Origin of the sequence: Streptomyces sp. ICC4 (genome assembly GCF_003287915.1) — a bacterium.
GTDB lineage: Bacteria > Actinomycetota > Actinomycetes > Streptomycetales > Streptomycetaceae > Streptomyces > Streptomyces tritrimontium.
On record NZ_CP030286.1, the window covers coordinates 3,739,173 to 3,757,583 of the forward strand.

The 18,411-nt window shown below is 72.7% G+C and carries 13 protein-coding genes and 3 pseudogenes; 9 read left to right on the plus strand and 7 right to left on the minus strand.

Features of this window, described 5'->3' with window-relative positions; translation table 11 throughout:
* Nucleotides 1-21 precede the first annotated feature (21 nt).
* Entirely contained in the window at nucleotides 22-1,101 is a 1,080-nt protein-coding gene (locus DRB89_RS17425; protein WP_112463327.1) for an FAD-dependent oxidoreductase, read from the minus strand.
* Entirely contained in the window at nucleotides 1,098-2,408 is a 1,311-nt protein-coding gene (locus DRB89_RS17430) for a lysine N(6)-hydroxylase/L-ornithine N(5)-oxygenase family protein (protein WP_343234514.1), read from the minus strand. Before DRB89_RS17430 ends, DRB89_RS17425 begins: the two co-directional genes overlap by 4 nt.
* Nucleotides 2,409-2,899: 491 nt before the next feature.
* Between DRB89_RS17430 and DRB89_RS17435 the strand changes: the two genes are divergently transcribed.
* The 4 genes from DRB89_RS17435 (at nucleotide 2,900) to DRB89_RS17450 (ending at nucleotide 8,020) form a co-directional block, all read left to right on the plus strand.
* The gene (locus DRB89_RS17435; protein ID WP_162688618.1) at nucleotides 2,900-3,820 is read left to right on the plus strand and encodes a helix-turn-helix transcriptional regulator; all 921 of its coding nucleotides are present in this window, start codon (nucleotides 2,900-2,902) and stop codon (nucleotides 3,818-3,820) included.
* Nucleotides 3,821-4,117: 297 nt separating this feature from the next.
* Nucleotides 4,118-4,432: a cupin domain-containing protein gene (locus tag DRB89_RS17440; protein WP_162688619.1), complete on the plus strand. Its 315-nt coding sequence runs from the start codon at nucleotides 4,118-4,120 to the stop codon at nucleotides 4,430-4,432.
* Nucleotides 4,429-6,033, plus strand: a complete 1,605-nt coding sequence (locus DRB89_RS17445) for a class I tRNA ligase family protein (protein WP_112448298.1) — start codon at nucleotides 4,429-4,431, stop codon at nucleotides 6,031-6,033. The genes DRB89_RS17440 and DRB89_RS17445 overlap by 4 nt, the downstream gene beginning before the upstream one ends.
* On the plus strand, nucleotides 6,026-8,020 hold the full coding sequence (locus DRB89_RS17450) for an FAD-dependent oxidoreductase (protein ID WP_162688620.1): 1,995 nt from the start codon (nucleotides 6,026-6,028) through the stop codon (nucleotides 8,018-8,020). The genes DRB89_RS17445 and DRB89_RS17450 overlap by 8 nt, the downstream gene beginning before the upstream one ends.
* 47 nt (nucleotides 8,021-8,067) lie before the next feature.
* Here DRB89_RS17450 and DRB89_RS44580 read toward each other — a convergent pair.
* Together DRB89_RS44580 and DRB89_RS17460 are read right to left on the minus strand one after the other, a co-directional pair.
* A pseudogene (locus DRB89_RS44580) lies at nucleotides 8,068-8,222 on the minus strand (DUF2000 family protein); the annotation flags it as partial.
* Between the two features lie 72 nt (nucleotides 8,223-8,294).
* Nucleotides 8,295-8,804 (minus strand): annotated as a pseudogene (locus DRB89_RS17460) (YbaK/EbsC family protein); the annotation flags it as partial.
* 104 nt (nucleotides 8,805-8,908) lie between these two features.
* Here DRB89_RS17460 and DRB89_RS17465 point away from each other — a divergent pair.
* Both DRB89_RS17465 and DRB89_RS17470 read left to right on the plus strand, forming a co-directional pair.
* Nucleotides 8,909-9,304 (plus strand): annotated as a pseudogene (locus tag DRB89_RS17465) (transglycosylase family protein); the annotation flags it as partial.
* 104 nt (nucleotides 9,305-9,408) lie between these two features.
* Nucleotides 9,409-10,401, plus strand: a complete 993-nt coding sequence (locus tag DRB89_RS17470; RefSeq protein WP_112449237.1) for a YafY family protein — start codon at nucleotides 9,409-9,411, stop codon at nucleotides 10,399-10,401.
* Nucleotides 10,402-10,691: 290 nt separating this feature from the next.
* Here the strand turns inward: DRB89_RS17470 and DRB89_RS17475 are convergent, their stop codons facing one another.
* Nucleotides 10,692-11,768 carry a phosphatase PAP2 family protein gene (locus DRB89_RS17475; RefSeq protein ID WP_112449236.1) on the minus strand — a complete coding sequence of 359 codons (1,077 nt, stop codon included), beginning with the start codon at nucleotides 11,766-11,768 and terminating at the stop codon, nucleotides 10,692-10,694.
* Nucleotides 11,769-12,018: 250 nt separating this feature from the next.
* Nucleotides 12,019-13,128, minus strand: coding sequence for a glycosyltransferase family 39 protein (locus DRB89_RS17480; RefSeq protein WP_343234526.1), 1,110 nt, complete (start codon nucleotides 13,126-13,128; stop codon nucleotides 12,019-12,021).
* Nucleotides 13,129-13,450: 322 nt separating this feature from the next.
* Here DRB89_RS17480 and DRB89_RS17485 point away from each other — a divergent pair, with 322 nt between their 5' ends.
* Complete coding sequence (locus DRB89_RS17485) at nucleotides 13,451-15,169, plus strand: MFS transporter (protein ID WP_112449234.1); 1,719 nt, start codon at nucleotides 13,451-13,453, stop codon at nucleotides 15,167-15,169.
* 161 nt (nucleotides 15,170-15,330) lie between these two features.
* A complete protein-coding gene (locus tag DRB89_RS17490; RefSeq protein ID WP_112449233.1) occupies nucleotides 15,331-16,500 on the plus strand; it encodes an acyl-CoA dehydrogenase family protein in 1,170 nt (389 codons plus the stop codon).
* Nucleotides 16,501-16,518: 18 nt separating this feature from the next.
* Here the strand turns inward: DRB89_RS17490 and sepF are convergent, their stop codons facing one another.
* Entirely contained in the window at nucleotides 16,519-16,971 is a 453-nt protein-coding gene (gene sepF / locus DRB89_RS17495; protein ID WP_112449232.1) for a cell division protein SepF, read from the minus strand.
* 283 nt (nucleotides 16,972-17,254) lie between these two features.
* On the opposite strand from sepF, the gene DRB89_RS17500 reads away from it, so the two are divergent.
* On the plus strand, nucleotides 17,255-18,394 hold the full coding sequence (locus DRB89_RS17500; RefSeq protein ID WP_112449231.1) for a DUF5685 family protein: 1,140 nt from the start codon (nucleotides 17,255-17,257) through the stop codon (nucleotides 18,392-18,394).
* Nucleotides 18,395-18,411 lie beyond the last annotated feature (17 nt).

Here is an 18,411-nt window from a genome sequence, read left to right on the forward strand (position 1 = left end):
GTGGTCGTGGAGGCAGGGTGGTCACGGTGTCGTGCTGGTGAGGTGGCGCAGCACCTCGGTGGCGGCCCAGGGCGCCATCTTGAAGCCGCCGCCGCTGAAGCCGGTGGCGAGCAGCAGTGCCGGGTCGCCGACGAGCGGGCCGACGCGCGCCCGGGTGTCGGGGGCGTAGCACTCGGCGGCGCGCAGGCCGCCGCATGCCCGGCTGTCCCCGGCCCAGCGCAATCGCCGTGCCGCTGCTGCCCGGATGCGCGCCGAGTGCTGCGGGTCCAGGGGCTGGTGGCCGGCTCCCGGCGTGCGCAGCCCGGTGGGGTGGCCCACGTAGATGCCCGCGGCATCCGGGTGGGGACGCCCGTTGAGGTCGTGGATGTCGTCCATGTACGCGGGGTGTCCGGCGACCGGGGCCGCGGGCAGGCGCAGGTCGACCTGGATCGCCTGTGTCCACAGGTCGTGCGGGACGCCCCACGAGGTCAGCAGCGAGGGGGTCCAGGCGCCGGTGGCGAGGACGACGCTGCGTGCGCGGACGACGCCGCTGTCGGTGTCCACTCCCGTGATCCGGCCGTCCTGCCGGACCGGGCCGCGGACCGTGACGCCCTCGACGAGGCGGCCTCCCTTGCGCTGTCCGGCGAGCAGGAAGCCGCGCACGGTCTCGTCGGCGTCGATGTACCCGGCGTCCGGCTCCCAGACGGCACCGCACGCGTCTCCGCGGACCAACCCGCCGAATCGGCGGGTCAGTTCGTGAGGCGGCAGCCACTCGGCGGGGGCTCCGGCCGCGGCGATCCGGGCCGTTTCCGCCTGGGCGTACTGTGCCCGGTCGAGAGCCGGCAGGTAGAGGAAGCCGCACGACCGGAAGGGGACGTCGACGCCGGTGCGTTCGGCGAACGACCGGAAGTAGCGCCAGCCGACGAGGGACCGGTCGGACAGCACCGGATCGTCGTGGTAGGCGCGGACGACTCCGCCGCACCGGGCGGTGGTTCCTCCGCCACCGCGATGGGCGTCGACGGCGGTGACCTTGAGGCCCCGGTCGGCCAGTTCGTGGAAGATCGCGGCTCCGACGATGCCGGCGCCGACCACGGCCACGTCAGCGGAGGGAAGCCCGCTCACGGCTTCTTGCCGGCGTCGGCAGCCGGATCGGCCTGCCGGTCGCGCTGCTCGACGATGGAGGCGAGTATCTCGCCGGACCGGACGGCGACCATGGACAGCAGGGACGAGGTGATGCCGTGCGTGTGCTCGGTGCCGCCCTGCACGTAGATCCCGGCGCGAACGGCGGAGTCGGTGCGCACGCGGTAGTCCCGGGTGATGCCGAGCCGTCCCTGCTCGTCGCGCACGCAGTGGCGTCCCGCGTCGCCGAGCAGGCCGGTGGGCTCGAACGGCCGGTATCCGGTGGCGAACACGACGACGTCGGCGTCGAGTTCCTTGCGGGCCTCGGCCGGCAGGTCCTCGAGGTGCACGACGACGCCGGTGGCCTGTTCGGACACGCCGGTGACCCGGGAGGCGCGCAGGATGCGCAGCCGGTGCTCGCCGCGGACCTTCTCCTGGTACTCCGTGCGGTAGAGGTCCACGATGAGGTCGAGGTCGACCACCGAGTAGTTGGTGTTGCGGTGGTAGTCCATGAGCCGGTCCCGGACCGGCTCGGGCGCGTCGAACCAGACGTCGACCGCTTCCGGGTCGAAGACGCGGTTGGCGTACGGGCTGTCGTCCGCCGGGCTGTAGCCGAACCGGGACAGCACCGCGCACACCTCGGCGTGGGGGTGGGTGCGGTGCAGGTACTCGGTGGCCTCGGCCGCGCTCTGCCCCGCACCCACCACGACGAAGCGCTTGGGGGCGTCGTCCTTGAGCTCGGCGAGGTTGGTCAGGAGACTGCCGCTGTGCCAGACGCGTTCCGAGGCGGTGACGCCGTCAGGCATGACGGCCTCCAGGCCACAGGCCACCACGATGTTCCGGGCCCTGTGGACGGTCTCCTCGTCGCTGCCGGGATCGCGGGAGACCACCTCGAACAGGGTGGCCGCGCCGTCCGCACCGCCTTCGATGACGGGACGTACGGAGACCACTTCGCTGTCGTAGCGCACCATGTGGTCGACGTCGGAGGCAGCCCACTCCAGGTAGTCGTGGAACTCCTCGCGGGTCGGGAAGAACGACTTCTGGTTGATGAAGTCGACAAGTCTGCCCTTGTCGTGCAGGTACGACACGAAGGCGAACCTGCTGACGGGGTTACGCAGTGTGGCCAGGTCCTTCAGGAAGGAGACCTGCATGGTGGCGCCTTCGATCAGCATGCCGCGGTGCCATCCGAAGCTCTGCTTGCGCTCCAGGAAGACTCCGGTGAGTGCCTGTTCTCCGCCCAGAGCTTCGTTGTGCTCCTCCAGCGCGATCGCCAGCGCGAGGTTCGAGGGACCGAAACCGATTCCGACCACGTCATAGACGGGTTCATGCTCCGGATGTGGTTGCGTTTCGGGCATTCTTGTCCTCAAGAAAGTTTTGTCTCCGAACGGAGAAAGCGAATCCATGGCGGGTGCCGGCGGCGGTCGGGGTGCAGCCCGACCGCCGGTTAAGAGGCGGTCAGCGGTGCGGCACCAGGCCCCAGGCCCCAGGAGGAATCGTGGCTGAAAACAATCGAATGGCCGGTCATTGCCTTCGCGGCAGTGGCGGCAGCGGCGGATAACAGCGCCGAGCGCATTGGTATTTCCTCCCCGTTAGGACGCGTGGTGCGTCCATGCATCCACCCTGCACAGTCCCTGGGAGTTGATCAAGGGCCTTACCCTTCATGATCATGCAGTACGTGATCATGAAGGGGGAATCTATGTGTACAAAGACGGACAGGGAGATTGTTTCCGAGGGTAACGTCCTGTGTGCGGGTGGCGTTGCCGCGTACCGGGCGGCAGTGAACGCCGGCAGCCTCCGCGCGGTGGACGCACCCGATTGCGTCGTGGCCCTCGGCCTGCTGCGCGGCATCCCCGGAGTGGACGGCGTCCTCGTGCCCGTCGCACCCGCGGGGCCCCTCGCCCAGGCGCTGCGGCCCCACGAAGAGGGCATCCGGCGCCACCGGAACGCCATTGCCGCCACCCAGGCGGCCTTCGCCGCCGCGGAAATGGCCTACCGCGAGGCGCAGGGCGGCCAGGGCGGCCAACTGGCCCTCCTGCTCGGCGACTCGGTCATCGACGCCGCCCTCGACCGGGCCGTGACCTCCTGTCGGGAGGAGCTGCTCACCGTGCAGCCGGGGGGCGGGCGTGCCGAGCACCTGCTGGCCGGGGCGCTGCCGCGCGATCTGGGTGCCTTGAGGCGCGGGGTGCGCCAACGGACCCTCTATCAGCACGGGATACGTTCGCACCTGCCCACGCTCGAGTACGCCCGCAGGATCACCAGCGCCGGGGGAGAGGTGCGCACGACGAGCGAGGACATCGACCGGGTGATCATCTGCGACCGGCGGGTGGCCTTCGTGCCCGGCGACGACCCCGGCCGCACCCCCGAGGACGGCATCGGGGGCGGCGGTGGCGGCTCGGGGGCGCTGATGGTGCGTCACCCGGCCCTCGTGCGTCACTTGGTGCGGTGCTTCGAACGGTGCTGGGACAACGCCAGCGTCGTCGGAGCACTTGCCGCGCCCGCACGCACGGAGGTGGTGACCTCGGACATCCAGAGCCGGATCCTGCGCCTCCTCATCGAAGGGCACACGGACGCCTCGATGGCGGTCAGGCTCGGCGTGAGCGCTCGTACGGTCGCCGAGCACGTTCGCAGGATCTCCCAGCAATTGGGGAGTTCCAGCCGGGCGCAACTCGGCTATCGCATCGCCTCTTCGGGCTTGCTCGACGAACACGTCCAGGCAGATTGACCGCGAGAACATGTGTGTTAGATTTTCGCCGACTCGGCTCCGGGGGGTGCCAGAGCACCTTCCCCATGCATCCGATCTGTTTCCGAGACGTACTTCCGGACACGGAGAAGGATCTGCGGTCGAGAGCCCTACCGCGGTGCAGCGCGGAGGGCGACGTTTCATCTTTCCTCAGTCTCGGCAGACCGCCCCCGCATCGACGCGTCCGGCGGTCCCCGAGAACGTTCTGCAATGGCTGCGAGGACCCCCTTGATCACCAGAATCCGCATTTCCGCGGCACACGCCTCCGAAGAATTCGGCATGTCCTGCCAGCGACTGATCCCCTGGCAGTCCCAGGAAGCGGCGGACGAACCGCCCATCGGCGCCATGGCCTGCTTCCTGCCCGCCGGGACGGACTCCGAGCCCGACTGCCACGACCAGGACGAGGTCATGGTGATCCTCTCCGGCTCGGGCACGCTCCGCCTGGCGGGGGAGGGCACCGACTTCACCGTCGGTGACCTCCTGGTCCTCCCGCGCAACGACGAGCACGTCGTGTCGAACCCCACGGGTGAGCCGCTGTCCTGGATCTCGCTCTACTGGCCGCTGCACGAGCCGAAGGGCGGGCCCGCCGCATGACCGACCGTTCCTGGATCACCGCCACGCCCCCCACCCCCAACGGCGACCTCCACGTCGGCCACCTCGCCGGCCCCTACGTCGCCGCCGACGTGCTGGGCCGCTTCCTGCGAGCCGACGGCCACGACGTCCGGCTGACCACCGGGCTCGACGACCACCAGGGCTACGTCGCCGTACGCGCTCTGAGGGACGGCGACGGGAAGCCGGGGGAGACGGCCGACGGCTTCGGCGACTCGATCGTGCGCGTCTGGCGGGAGGCCGCCGTCGATTTCGACCACGTCGTGCGCCCAAGGACCGACCCGGAATACGTACCGCTCGTCCAGGAGTTCTTCCAGCGCCTGTACGATTCCGGCCACATCGTCGAGCGCACCCGTCCCCTGCCCTACTGCCGCCCGTGCGACCGCTGGCTGTACGAGGGACACGTCACCGGCGGCTGCCCGTCGTGCGGGGCGTCCTGCAACGGCAACGCCTGTGAACCCTGCGGCCGGCCCAACGACTGCGGCGACCTCATCGCCCCCCGGTGCGTCACCTGCGGCACGGACGCGGAACTGCGCGACGCCGCCCGGCTGTACTTCCCGCTGGCGCCCTTCACCGACCGGCTGACCGCCTTCTGGGACGCCGTCGACATGCCGCCCCGACTGCGGGCCCTGTGCGAGCGCATGCGGGCGGACGGACTGCCCGAGATCGCCGTCAGCCACCCCTCGGACTGGGGCGTGCCCGTGCCGACCGCCGGTTTCACCGACCAGCGCGTGTTCGTCTGGTTCGAAATGGCACCCGGCTACCTGCGGGAGTACGACCCCACGGGCGGAACGCTGCCGCAGAGCGGGCCGGTGCAGTTCTTCGGCTTCGACAACGGCTACTTCCACGCGGTGCTCTTCCCCGCGCTGTTCCTCGCCCATGACGACCGCACCCCGCTGCCCCGCGCCTTCGTCGTCAACGAGTTCTACCAGCTCGACGGCCTGAAGTTCTCCACGAGTCGCAGGCATGCGGTGTGGGCCCACGAGGCGCTCGCACTGACCGGATCCGACGTGCTGCGTCACCACGTGCTCGCCGACCGGCCCAACGGCCGCGAGACCAACTTCAACCTCGCCGCACTCGAGCGGACCCGGGAGCACCTCGCCGGGCTGTGGGACGGCTGGCTCGAGCGGCTGTTCACCGCCGTCACCGACGACTGCGCGGGCCGCGTGCCGCAGGAAGAGCCCACCGGCCCCGCCTGGGAACTGCTCGACAGCCGACTGCGCCGGATCGCGGCCGAACTCCACGAAGCCTACGGGCTGGCCGGATTCGACCCGAGGCGCGCCGTGGCCCTCCTCGACGAAGCCGTCTCCTGCGTCGCCGACTTCGGACATGTACAGGCCCACGAGCGCACTCGGCCCGGCGGCGCCGGCGCGTACCGAGCCGCGGTGCGCGGGCAACTGGCCGTGGCGGGGGCCCTGTCCGCCTGGGCCGCGCCCGTCCTGCCCGAGGGAGCCGCACGGCTCGCCGCCGCGCTGCACGTGGCGCCCGCCCGGCCCGTGGACGCCGACGCCCTCGCCCTCCCCGAGCCGGCCCTGCCGCTCATCGCTCCGGCCACGCCGGTCTTCACCGGTGCCGTCCGTGGGTAGTCGGGCACGCGTGGCCGTGGTCGGCCCGTTCAGCGGGCCCCGCGCATCCTGGGGCGTCCTGCTGACCCGGGCGGCGGCGGCCCGCCCGGGGCCCGGCATCTCCTGGGAGTTCCACGACGACCGCGGGGATGCCGACCGAGCGGCGGAGGTCGGCCGCGCGGTCGTGGCCGACGGCGGCTACGCCGCGGTCGTCGGCCACTTCAACAGCATGGGGGCCGCTCGGGTGACCGACGGCTACCGCGCGGCCGGCCTGCCGCTGCTGCTGCCGCTCTCCACCGCCCCCGGACTGCTCACCGAGCCCGGCGCACTGCGCTGGTGCGCCCATGACACCGGACGGGTGCGGGCCCTTCTGGCCGCGGCCCGCCCGTCCGGCCACCGGGCACCGGCCGTCGTCGACGACGGCAGCGCCTACGGACGCCGACTCGCCGATCGCTTCCGGGTGGCGCTGGCGACCGCTGAACCGCCGGAGCACCCGCCGGTCGACGTGGTCGTCTGCGGCACCCACGTGGGAGCGGCCACCACGGCACGCCGACTGCGGGCCGAGGGCTTCGAGGGCCGGTTGCTGTTCACCGACGACTGCGCCGTCGAGGAGTTTCCCGGGCTGCTCGGCTCCGCCGCGGGCGACGCCCACGTGGCGCGGCTTCGGGGCGGCGCCCGCCGCCATGTGGAGGCGGCGTTCGACTGCCTCGTCGACGCACTGACCGCACAACCGGATGTCCGGGGCGACGCGCTGCTCGCCGCCCTGCGCGGGCACGCCGGGATCGACTTCGACTCCCGGGGGGACGCCGTGGACGCCGCCACCTCCTCGGCCTGGGAGACCGTGCCGCTGGCCAGGGCCTTCTCGCGGATCCCCGCCCCGATGACCGGGCGGGTGTCCGAGCCGGACGTCGTCGTGATCGGGGACGGCGTCGTCGGCAGCGCCGTCGCCGCCGAACTCGCCGCGGCCGGCCGTTCCGTGGCGATCGCCACCCTCGGACCGGGTGCTCCCGCGGCCACCGCCGCGTCCGGCGGACTGGTCCGCTCCTACGAACCGCAGCCCGTGCTGCGCAGACTGGCCATCCTCAGCCACCAGCTCCTGTGGGGCGGCGACCCGGAGGAGGCCGCCCGCTGCGGCTTCCGCCGTACCGGCTCGCTCGTACTGCTCGGCCCGGACGACCTTCCCGAGGCTGAGCGGGGCCTCGCGGAGCTGCGGGACGCCGGGATCGCGGCGGAACTGCTGACACCGGACCAGCTCCGCTCCCGCTGGCCGGACCTGTCCACCGCCGGCATCTCCGCGGCACTGTGGGAGCCCGACGGCGGCTATGCGAGCCCAACGGCCACGGCGGCCGTCCACCGGACCAGGGCTCTGCGTCTGGGAGCCACCTTGCTGCCGTACGGTCCGGTGCACGAACTGCTCCCGCACCCGCGCGGCGCGGAAGTCGTCACGGCGGGCGCAGCCTTGACCGCGGCCTGCGTCGTCGTCGCCGCGGGCAGCGGCACCCCGGCCCTGCTCGGCGACCGCCTGTCGTTCCGCCCCGGTGCTCAGGCTTCCCGCACACGGCGCATCCGCTACGCCTTCTTCGACCGTGGGGGCCGGGAGCTGCCGGTCGTCAACGACCTGACGACCGGCGTATGGGGCAGGCCGCAGCTGGACGGCGAGGCGGCCGGCGGCCACCTCACGGGGCGGCCGGTGGACGAGTGGAACGTCCCCGTCGTCAGCGGCGACACCCTCACCGAGGAACAGATCGCCCACATCCGAGGCGGAGCGGTTCCCCGGTGGCCGTGGCTCGATCGGGCGCCGTTCATGAGCGGGCGGTTCGGCACCGACCTGTACCACCCGGACGGCCCGTTCCTCGGGCTCCTGAGCGGCGATCCGCGGACCGTCGTCGCCGCATGCTGGTCGGGCGCGGGATTCAAGACGGCACCCGGTGCTGCCGCCGAGGCCGCGGCGGCAGTCGACTACGTCCTGGGAGCACGGGCAGGAGCACGAGCACGAGCAGGGGCATGATCCCACGGCCCTGCCGGCCGGTTCCCGTCCCCGGCCCCGGCGCACCTGTGCATGCGGGCGCCCTTGAGGACTTTGTCCACGGAGTTGCGTGGCCCGTGGACGGCGATCCCGACCAGGTCGAGCCGGCCCTTGCCACCGCCGCCACCGCTGCCCGGTTCGCGCGGTCGTGGCCCGTGCCGAACAGGTCCGAGGTGAACACCGCGGTCGAGCAGCAAGTCCCGGCCTGGCGCGACAGCCCCGGCCGGGGCTGCCCGGAGCAGGAATCCACCGGCCGTCAGGAGGTGGCCAGGTCTTCGATCAGGTCGGCGCCGGGGAGCTCGGCCAGCAACGTGCCGGGCACGATCAGCTTTCCGCGGCGGCGGCCGCTGCCGATCAGTACGTACGGCAGAGCGACCAGGGAGGCGTCCACCAGCAGTGGCCAGTCCGCCGGGAGGCCGATGGGGGTGATCCCCCCGTACTCCATGCCGGTGAGCTCCACCGCGGTGTCCATCGGTGCGAATGACACCTTGCGGGCACCCAGCCGGCGGCGGACGGCACCATTGACGTCGGCCCGGGCGGCAGAGGGGACCAGGCAGGCGGCGAGGGAGGTTTCGCCGGCCCTCTTGGCGGCGACGATCACGCAGTTCGCCGACTGGTCGAGGAGTTCCGGGCCGTAGTGCTCGACGAACGCGGCGGTGTCGGCGATCGCCGGATCGGTGTCGACGTAGAGGATCTCGGTGGCCGGGGTCGCGCCGTGCCAGCCCCGGACGGCCTCGGCGACGGGGGCGACGAGCTCGTCGAGGGCTGGTGTCTACAGCCATCATACGCTGCAGACACACAACTAACTAGAGCGTCAGAGGGGCGAGTGTGAATAAGGGGACGGCGGTGGACTGCGGGCCGGGCGGGACCTGGCCGTGGGACTGCGTGGCCGACTGCGAGAGCGGCGGCCGGTGGGCGGTCAACACGGGCAACGGCTTCTACGGCGGACTGCAGTTCTGGCAGCCGACCTGGGAGGAGCACGGCGGCCTGGCCTTCGCGCCGCGCGCGGACCTGGCCACGCGCGAGCAGCAGATCAGGGTGGCGGAGGACCTGCTGGGCAGCCAGGGCTGGGCGGCCTGGCCGGTGTGCGCGGGGCGGTACGGGCTGACGGGACGGGCGCACGTGGTGCGCGCCGGGGACACGCTGACCGGGATCGCGCGCCGGCACCGGGTGAAGGGGGGCTGGCAGGCGCTGTACGCGGCGAACCGGGTGGTGATCGGCCCCCGGCCGGAGGCCTTGGTGATCGGCACGTTCCTGACGCTGCCGCCCTCGGCCCCGGGTCCGGCGCAGGCCCCCGTCCCGGCGCAGGCCCCGGTCCGGGGGCGGGGAGGCGGTTCGGGAGGCGGCCCCGCTACCGGCAGACTGCGGGGATGCTTGAGACCTCCGCACGGCTGCTGCGCCTGTTGTCGCTGTTGCAGGCCCATCGGGAATGGACCGGGGCCGATCTGGCCGACCGCCTCGGGGTCACCCCGAGGACCGTGCGGCGCGACGTGGACCGGCTGCGCGGGCTCGGCTACCCGGTGAACGCCAGTCCGGGCACCGGGGGCGGCTACCAGCTGGGCGCCGGGGCCGAGCTCCCGCCGCTGCTGCTCGACGACGACGAGGCCGTCGCCGTCGCCGTGGGGCTGCGCACGGCCGCCGGGAACGGCGTCGAGGGGATCGGGGAGGCCTCCGTACGGGCCCTGGCCAAGCTGGAGCAGGTGCTGCCGACCCGGCTGCGCGGGCGGGTGTCGGCGCTGAACCGGTTCACCGTGCCGCTGCTGAGGGGGCCGGACGCGGCGACGGTCGACCCCGCCGTGCTGACCGAGCTGGCGGGTGTCTGCCGCGACGCCGAGCGGCTGCGCTTCGGCTACCGGGACCACGGGGGCGCCGTCACCCGCCGCACCGTCGAACCGCACCGCCTGGTGTGCACCGAGCGCCGCTGGTACCTCGTCGCATGGGACCTGGACCGGTCGGACTGGCGGACCTTCCGGGCCGACCGGATCGAGCCCAGGCCCCCGCACGGCCCGCGCTTCACCCCGCGCCCGGCGCCCGCCGAGGACCTCGCCGCGTACGTCTCCCAGGGCATCGGACAGCGGGCGTACGCGGCCCGTGCGGTGGTCCGGCTGCGGGTGCCGGCGGAGCGGGCCGCGCAGATCATCAAGGGGAGCGACGGGGTCCTGGAGCCCCTCGACGAGGAGAGCTGCCTCCTGCGGACGGGGGCGGTGAACCTCGATGTCCTGGTGATTCACATCATGCTGATCGGGTGTGAGTTCGAAGTCGTCGAACCGGTCGGGCTGACGGACCGGATCAGGGCCGCGCGAGATCTCCTCAGCAGGTCCCTGGAACCTTGGGAAGGACCCCGGGAAGTGAAGGATATGTAAGGAAACAGAGGGGGCCGGGCGCAGGATCCGGTCGGAATTCCGGGGAGTTCGAGCGAAATTCGACAGGGAATTTTCCCGGGCGTGTCGCGGGCCGGTAAAGAAATGCCCCGCCGAACTCGGAGGCGGAACGACTGTCGACAACTCGTGACACAAGCGTGACCCGGTACGGAGGAATCCCAGGGCGCGCCGCTGACGCCGGGTGCCCCCGGCGGCCGCACCGACGACGACGGCGGGCCCCGGTCGTCGACCGGGGCCCGCCGTGGACGCGGAAGGTGTGCGTACCGTCCGGACTAGCCGCCCGTGGCCGGGCGGGCCGCCGTGCCGCGCGAGGCGGCGCGCTCGGAGTGGGCCGGGCGGCGGCTGCCGGCCGGGGTGGCCGGGGTCCGCTCGGAGCGGATCAGGTGCGGCCGGGCGGCGAGGTGCACGGCCGGGCGGGCCGCCGGGTGGTGCGCGGCGGGCAGGGCGGGCGCGGCGGCCGGCTCCTGCGGCTGTGCCGGTCCCGCGGGCTCCGCGGCCGGCTCCGCGGCGCGCCGCAGGTGCCACTTGCCACCGGCGGAGAGCAGCGGGACGAGCAGGCCGGTGAGGGCCTCGGGGACCTGTCCGGCCTCCACGAGGGAGCGCAGCCGGGCGCGCACCTCGAACACGTACGCCTCGACCTGGGCGATGAGCGGCTCGCACCACGGCAGGGCCAGGAGGACGAGCAGACCGGCGGACCAGCCGAGCAGCACGTCGCTGACCCAGTGGGTGCCGAGGTACACGGTGGTGGCGCCGACGCTCAGCGAGACCACGGCGGACACCACGGACAGCACGCGCCGGGTGACCACGGTGGAGGCCAGGTAAGCCAGGATTCCCCAGGTCACGACGGCGTTGGCGGTGTGGCCGGAAGGAAATATATCGCCGCCCGCGAAGAGCTCGGCGGAGCCGATCTGCGTCGCGTAGTGGGGGCCGAGCCGGCCGAGGCCGAGCTTGACGGCGCCGACGGTGATGTTGAGCAGCAGCAGCGCCATGCCGAGGGTGATCAGCGGGCGCAGGGTGTGCTGGCGCCAGGAGCGCCAGCCGAGCCAGGCCGCGACCATGACGGCCGTGGGTCCGCGCTGGCCCAGGACGACGAGGTAGTCGAGGAAGGCGTGCAGCTGCGGCCACTGCTCGTAGGGCCGGAAGAACATGACCTGCCAGTCCAGCCGCACGAGCCAGGAGGTGGTCAGGACCGCGACGACGATCGCGAGGTAGAAGGCGAGGGTCGCTCCGAGGAGCACGACGCGGTGCCGGCTCATCCGCGGTGTTTGCAGATGAGCCGGTCGCTCTGGTTCCCGGTCCAGCCGGGCGAACACCCGCTCCAGTCTGGGCAGGATTTGGTCGGTACGCACTCAATCGACGTTACCGCGCGCCGATGCGCACCCCGGTCGAATCGCGGGCTTTGTGATGACCATGTGATGTGGAGTTGGTCTCACGCGGGACTTAATTCCCGGCATTCCGCCTTTGGTTGGCCTTTGGTTGGAGGTGGTCCAGTCCAAGGTCCGGCCCATTTCTTCGCATACTTATCCGGGATTTATGAGTGCGGGTCAATTACTTTGCTCAAAGATGGAGCGGAACGATCCATTCCGTGATCTCGGCCCCCTATGGAGGTCCCGAGCCGTTCAGCCAGAAGGCCCCGTACACCGCCGAGGCCGCGGCCAGCGCGCCGAGCGCCGCGGCCGCCCGGCCGGGCCGCCACCGGGCCAGCGCCGCCGCCGGTGGGAAGAGCAGCGGGAAGGCGGGCAGCAGCAGCCGGGGCTTGGAGCCGAAGTACCCGGACGCGCACAGGGCCAGCGCCACCACGATCCCGCAGTACACCAGCAGCGGCACGGGCTGGCGCCGCCGTACGCAGAGCACGTACAGCCACACCACGAGCGCGACCCCCGCGATCAGCCCGATCCCGGCGGGGAAGGCCGGCGAGGCCAGGCGCGCCCCGATGAACCGGGCGAAGGCCAGGCCGCCGTCGAAGCCGTTGCCCCAGCCGGCCTGCACGTCCAGGTAGCCGATCGGGCCGCCGCCGGTGCGGGCGCCGACCCACAGCACGTAGCCCGCCGCGCCGAGCGGGGCCAGCAGGGCGCCCGCCGCCGCCCGCCAGGAGCGCTCCCCGCGCCGGGCGGCCAGGGCGGCGCCCACCCACACCGCCGCGACCACCGCCGCCCCGACCGGGCGGGTCAGCCCCGCCCCGGCCGCGAGCAGGCCGGCGCCGAGCCAGTGCCCGCGCAGGACCCCGTACAGGCTCCAGACGGCGAGCGCGGTGAACAGCGACTCGCTGTACGCCATCGACTGCACGACCGCGACGGGCAGCGCGGCCCAGAGCGCGACGGCGAGGACCCCGGCCCGGCGGCCGTGGAGCAGGTCGCCGACCGCGAAGATCCCCCAGGCCGCCGCGAGCCCGGCGAGCGCCGACACCACCAGGCCCGCGGATCCGTGGCCGAGCCCGGTGACGGCCGAGACGAGCCGCTCCAGCCAGGGCATCAGGGGGAAGAAGGCCAGGTTGGAGTGGACGTCACCGTTCGGGAGCGCGATCTCGTACCCGTACCCCTCGGTGGCGATGCGGGCGTACCAGAGGGAGTCCCAGCGCGCCGAGAGCAGCGTGTGCGCACTGCTGTCGGCCGCCGCCCCCCACACCGCGAGCACGGCCAGCCCGAACAGCCGCACCGCGGCGAAGACGGCCAGGGCGGGCGCGGCCCGACGGAATCCAAGATCTTTCACGGGCATGATTATCGAGGGCGAGGGCGGGCCCGAGCAGACGCGCGCGGCCGAGAACCGGCGGGCGCGGGCGTGCGTGTACACGTGCGTGCGGACCTGCGCGCGGACGTGCGCGCGCACCCGCGGGTGAGGAGGGATGGCGTGAAACGAGTGGCGCACACCACATCCCGGCCCGTGCCGGGATGAGAGCTTGACCACGTGTCGGACAGCCGAACTCGCGTACGCTGACCCTTCACTCGCGTGTCGACGCCGGACCCCGTAGGGCCCCCAGTGGCCCGAAGACGCTGGTCCGCCGAGTGCGAGGGACCACCTGGGAGGTACATGCATGTCGGGGACGAACACGGCCGACGACAGGAACCCTTCCCCCCGGCAGCGACTGCGGCGACTCGGCGCGGCCTCCGGCGGGGCCAACCGCTGGGCCGTCCTGGGCGTCCTGTGCGTCAGCCTGGTGCTCGTCGCGCTCGACGCGACGATCCTGCACGTCGCCGTGCCCTCCGTCACCGAAGACCTGCGGCCCGGCCCGATGGAGCTGCTGTGGATCGTCGACGCCTACCCGCTCGTCTGCGCCGCCCTCCTGATCCTCTTCGGCACCCTCGGTGACCGCGTGGGCCGGCGCCGGGTCCTGCTCCTCGGCTACGGGCTCTTCGGCGCGGCCTCGGCCGTCGCCGCCCTCGCCGACAGCGCCCAGATCCTCATCGCCGCCCGCGCCCTGCTCGGCGTCGGCGGCGCGATGATCATGCCGGCCACCCTGTCGATCCTGCGCCAGGTCTTCCCCGACCGGCGCGAGCGGGCGCTGGCCATCGGCATCTGGACCGCCGTCGCCGCCATCGGCGCGGCCGGCGGACCGGTCCTCGGCGGCTTCCTCGTCCAGCACTTCTGGTGGGGCTCGGTCTTCCTCATCAACATCCCGCTGATGATCATGCTCCTGCCGCTCGGCCGGTGGCTGCTGCCCGAGTCCAAGGGGTCCTGCGACGGGCCCTGGGACGTGCTCGGCGCGCTCATGGCCGCCGCAGGCGTGCTCGGCGCGGTCCTCGGCGTCAAGCGGATCGGTGCCGAGCGCCAGCTCGCCGATGCCGAGGCGCTGGTCCCGCTGCTGCTCGGCGCGGCGCTGCTGGTGCTCTTCGTACGCCGCCAGAAGCGGCGCGCGCACCCGCTGATCGACATGCGGATGTTCTCCCGGCCCGCCTTCACCACGTCCGTGGGCTGCATCGTCCTGGCCATGCTCGCGCTCGTCGGCCTCGAACTGATCGCCGTCCAGTACCTCCAGCTGGTGCTGCACCTGAGCCCGCTGGAGACCGGGCTGCGGCTGCTGCCGCTCACCTTCGCCGCGATGGCGGCGGGCGCGACCGGCTCGTACACGCTGGCCCGGACCGGGCCGCGCCGAATGGTCTCGCTGGGCTTCGTGCTGACCGCCCTCGCCGTGCTGCTGCTGACCTTCATGGGCCAGCACGACCGGCCGGTGCTCCTGACGGTCGGCTTCGTCCTGCTCGGCTTCGGGCTGCAGACCACGCTGTTCGCCGCCTACGAGTCGATGCTGAGCGAGGCTCCGGCGGCCACCGCCGGCGGCGCGGCCTCGATAGGCGAGACCTCGTACCAGCTGGGCGCCGGGATGGGCATCGCCCTGCTGGGCAGCGTGATGAACGCGGCCTACGCGCCCGGGCTGGCCGGTGTGCCGGGGGTGAGCGCCGCCGAATCGCGGGGCGCCGCACACTCGCTGGGCGAGGCCTACCAGATCGCCGCGCGCCTGGGCGGTCCCGCGGGGGACTCGCTGTACGCGGCGGCCCGGCACTCCTTCGTGCACGGGCTCCACGTGACGCTGGTGGTGAGCGCCGGGCTGCTGTTCGCGGGGGCCGCGATGGCGCTGAAGCTGCCGAGGACGATGGAGAGCGCCGAGCCCGAGCCGCTGCGCGTGCCCGCGCAGCCGGGGACCGGGGTGGGCGCCGGGATGTCGGGCGCCGTCGCGGCTCCGGGCGGGGGCGCGCGGATTCCGGCCCAGAGCTCGGCCGATGCCGAGCGCGACCCGGCGCTCGGCCACCCGGCCTGACCCGGCCGGATCCCGGCGGCCGCCTGCCGCGGCACCGGGCGGGCGGCCGCCGGGATCCGGCCGGGCGGGGGCGCCGCCGAAACCGGGGGTGGACCCGGGGCCGGGGCGACGACAAACTTGCAGCGCTAGGTTTCACCGTCCGGCCTGCCAGGAGGCGCTCCGTGTCCTTCGTTCCCACCGATCCGCTCGGGCTCGACGAGCTCCTCACCCCCGAGGACCTCGCCATCCGGGACACCGTCCGCGGCTGGGCCGCGGACCGCGTGCTGCCGCACATCGCCGAGTGGTACGAGAACGGCGAGCTGCCCGGCATCCGCGAGCTCGCCAAGGAGCTCGGCGCACTCGGGGCCCTCGGGATGTCCCTCGAGGGATACGGCTGCGCGGGCGCCAGCGCCGTCCAGTACGGGCTCGCCTGTCTGGAGCTGGAGGCCGCCGACTCCGGGATCCGCTCCCTGGTCTCCGTACAGGGATCGCTCGCGATGTACGCGATCTGGAAGTACGGCTCCGAGGAGCAGAAGCAGCGCTGGCTGCCCGGCATGGCCGCCGGCGAGCTCATCGGCTGCTTCGGGCTGACCGAGCCGGACGTCGGCTCCGACCCGGGCGCGATGCGCACGCACGCCAAGCGCGAGGGCACCGACTGGGTGCTCAGCGGGCGCAAGATGTGGATCACCAACGGGAGCGTCGCGTCGGTGGCCGTGGTGTGGGCGCAGACCGACGAGGGGATCCGCGGGTTCGCCGTGCCCACGGACACCGCCGGCTTCTCCGCGCCCGAGATCAAGCACAAGTGGTCCTTGCGCGCCTCGGTGACCAGCGAGCTGGTCCTGGACGATGTACGGCTGCCCGCCGACGCGGTGCTCCCGGGCGTCAGGGGCCTCAAGGGGCCGCTCGGCTGCCTCAGCCACGCGCGGTACGGGATCGTGTGGGGATCCATGGGCGCGGCGCGCGCCAGCTTCGAGGCGGCGCTGGACTACGCGAAGACGCGCGAGCAGTTCGGCCGGCCGATCGGCGGGTTCCAGCTCACCCAGGCCAAGCTGGCGGACATGGCACTGGAGCTCCACAAGGGCATCCTGCTCGCCCACCACCTGGGCCGGCGCATGGACGCGGGCACGCTGCGACCGGAGCAGATCAGTTTCGGCAAGCTCAACAACGTCCGCGAGGCCATCGACATCTGCCGCACCGCGCGGACGATCCTCGGTGCCAACGGGATCTCCCTCGAGTACCCCGTCATGAGGCACGCCACCAACCTCGAATCGGTCCTCACCTACGAGGGCACCGTCGAGATGCACCAGCTGGTGCTGGGCAAGGCGCTCACCGGGCTCGACGCTTTCCGTTAGGCCGGTGAGGGCCCGGCCTCAGCTCTGGTTGAAGAAGTCACGCGAGCGGCCACCGGACTCACCGCTCACGACCTGGGTGTCGGCCGGGGTCAGCAGGAAGACCCTGGTCGCCACCCGCTCGATCGAACCGCGCAGGCCGAAGGTCAGACCGGCCGCGAAGTCGACCACGCGCTTCGCGTCGCCGGGGTCCATCGACGACAGGTTCACGATGACCGGGACGCCGTCCCGGAACAGCTCGCCGATGCCGCGCGCGTCACGGAAACCGTCCGGAGTGACCGTCGCGATGCGGCGGCCCTGATCGACGGCGGACTCCGACGCCACCTTGACGCGCGGGTCGGTGACCCACTGCTCGCCGGGGCCGACCACCGAACCCCCCTGCGGGGCCTCCGCGTAGTCGTCGTCGTAGTAACGCTCGTCGTCGCTGTCCTCTACGAGACCCAGCCAGGCACTCGCCTTGCGCACCGAACCCATGGACGCCTCCTTTCATCGCGGTCAGTCTGTCTTCTCTTCCGCGTTCCTATCGTCGTCCATGATGCTGACAACGCGCCAAGTGGATAGTCGCCGCGCAGGGGTTTCGTGACGGTACTGGTGCAGAACATCCGTTGCACGGTCAAGGATCCAGGCGGGTACCGCTGCTGACTGAGTGAAAATACGACCAGTGCCGCCGTACGGGTGACCGACGGGGACGTACGGGTGAAGGGCCGTGCTCGCTACGATGCCCGTCGAGCACGCGTATGACACACGGGGGAGCACCATGTTCGGCATCGTCAGACCTTGCACGCACCGGCTGGGGGAGCGTTTCAAGACGGAGTGGATGGCCCATCTCTGCGGGCTTTGCCTGGCACTTCGCGGGGACCACGGCCAGTTCGCGAGGATCGTGACCAACTACGACGGGCTGCTCGTCTCCGTTCTGACGGAGGCTCAGTCCGGTCCGGCCGCGAGCGGCCGCCGCACCGCGGGCCCCTGTCCACTGCGCGGGATGCGCACGGCCCCGGTCGCCGAGGGCGAGGGGGCGAGGCTCGCCGCCGCCGTCTCGCTCGTCCTGGCCTCCGCGAAGGTGCGCGACCACGTGGCCGACCGGGACGGGCTGTTGGCCCGCGCCCCCATCGCCCTCGCGGCGCGCCGGGTGGCCCGGGGCTGGGACCGGGCGGGCGCCCGTACCGGGGCCTCGGTCGGCTTCGACACGGCCGTGCTCGTCGACGCCGTGGACCGGCAGGCGGGCATCGAGACCCTGGCCGGCCCCGGCACGCCGGTGCTCGTGGTGACCGAGCCGACCGAGACCGCGACGGCCGCCGCCTTCGCCCATACCGCGACCCTCGCCGGACGGCCAGGCAACGCCCCCGCACTCGCGGAGGCGGGCCGCTACTTCGGCCGGCTCGCCCACCTGCTGGACGCCGTCGAGGACCAGGGCCGCGACGCCGCGGCGGGCGCCTGGAACCCGCTGACCGCCACCGGGACCTCCCGCGCCGAGGCGCGCAGGCTCTGCGACGACGCCCTGCGGGGCATCCGGCTGGCACTGCGCGAGGTGGAGTTCGCGGACGCGGGCCTGGCCCACCGGCTGCTGGTGCACGAGCTGCGCACCTCGGTGGACCGGGCCTTCGGGACCGCGAGCTGCTCCCACACGGTGACGGACTCCGCCGGGCAGGGCGGCTTCGGCCCGCCCCCGATGGACTTCGGCCCGCCGCCGCCTCCGCGCAAGCCGCGGCGCGACCTGCTGTCGGGCTGCGCGGTGGCCCTCGGGCTGTTCTGCACCTGCCAGCTGTGCTGCACGGACCACGAGGGCCCGTGGTCCCGTGAGAAGAAGGAAGCGTGGTGCAACAACTGCGACTGCGGCTGCGGGAACTGCGACTGCGGGTGCGGCGACTGCTGCTGCTGTCCCTGCGACGGCTGCTGAGGGTCCCTCAGCTACGT

What these genes read in the sequence shown, in the direction of transcription:
- DRB89_RS17440 (WP_162688619.1), top strand. Translation starts at nt 4,118, where the DNA reads ATGTCCTGCCAGCGACTGATCCCCTGGCAGTCCCAGGAAGCGGCGGAC.
- DRB89_RS17445 (WP_112448298.1), top strand. Translation starts at nt 4,429, where the DNA reads ATGACCGACCGTTCCTGGATCACCGCCACGCCCCCCACCCCCAACGGC.
- DRB89_RS17470 (WP_112449237.1), top strand. Translation starts at nt 9,409, where the DNA reads ATGCTTGAGACCTCCGCACGGCTGCTGCGCCTGTTGTCGCTGTTGCAG.
- DRB89_RS17485 (WP_112449234.1), top strand. Translation starts at nt 13,451, where the DNA reads ATGTCGGGGACGAACACGGCCGACGACAGGAACCCTTCCCCCCGGCAG.
- sepF (WP_112449232.1), bottom strand. Translation starts at nt 16,971, where the DNA reads ATGGGTTCGGTGCGCAAGGCGAGTGCCTGGCTGGGTCTCGTAGAGGAC.
- DRB89_RS17500 (WP_112449231.1), top strand. Translation starts at nt 17,255, where the DNA reads ATGTTCGGCATCGTCAGACCTTGCACGCACCGGCTGGGGGAGCGTTTC.